Here is a 1,188-nt window from a genome sequence, read left to right on the forward strand (position 1 = left end):
TGTTATTCCCAAGTAGAAATGTCCTACCTAATAACCAAATAGAAATGTCCTATATGGACATTTCCAAGTCAAGCACAGGATTCAGATTTCGCTGTTGAATTGCTGTTTTCTGTGCACGTCTGCTTGGCATCTTTTGAGAACGATTGCGTTTGTTTTGCTGTTCCAGTTCTTCATGCTGCTGTTGGATATGATTCAGAACAGCACCCAACCGTTTATTCTCAACAATCTCTCGCTGGTTCAGCTGACTTAATTTATCGAAGATGCTGTAATTGATCTTCCGACTTTCATGCATGATGGCCACAGTACCATCCGGGTATTCTAGAAATTCAAGATACTTGCCGATCAACCTCTGATTTTCTTCTGTATTCTCCAGGAGATATACACATTTATCATAAGTAATGGTCAGGCTTTTCGTCACTCTGCGTGGTTCACGCCAGGTAAAAACATCATCTAACTCTTCGGCTGTTTCAGTGACAGTCCGGTGTAGATCCTTGGGATTAAAAGCCATCTTGGCAAATTTACGATTAAATTGCTCAATAAAGCAGGGCAACCACTTATTCGCATCTGCAATCGAATTGATACCTTCCAGGCGCATCTCCTTAATCAGACGATCCTGAAGTGTTCTATTCGCTCGTTCCACACGACCTTTGGCCTGGGGTGAGTTAGCGAAGATGATATCGATTTTGAGGGTACTGAGTACGCGTCCAAACTGGGTAATCCTGGTGTCTTTCTTACTGCTTTGATTTACCCTAAACACTGAATGTTTATCGCTGTAAAACGCTAAGGGCTTACCGTGCTGTTCAACATACAGGCGTGTTGAAATCATATAGTCAAAGGTTGATTCTGATTCACAGAAGCGTAAATGCTGCAATTTTCCTGTGGCATCATCAATAAACACCAGTAAACAGCATTTAGGTGCTCGTCCTTCAAACCAGTCATGATGTGAGCCATCAATTTGGATCAGTTCACCATAACAATCCCGGTTATATCGAGGCTGATACGGGCGTTTCAGGCGCTTGGCGCGAGGAATCCATAAATCGGCTGCAATCATCCAGGAACGCAGGGTTTCTACTGAAATATTAAAGCCATAAACGCTAGTCAGCTTTTCATGGGCTAAAGTTGGTCCGAAACCATGGAATTGTTCAGCGACCAGATTGAGGCACTTGAGTCTGATCTCTTCAGGAAGCC

At 43.2% G+C, this 1,188-nt stretch carries 1 protein-coding gene; it reads right to left on the reverse strand.

Annotated features, from left to right (window positions below; genetic code table 11):
- Positions 1-49: 49 nt before the first annotated feature.
- Positions 50-1,188: ISNCY family transposase (locus VXQ92_RS19460; protein WP_416682899.1), on the reverse strand; the 1,139-nt coding region annotated here is incomplete at its 5' end.

Source organism: Acinetobacter sp. 228 (assembly GCF_048147885.1).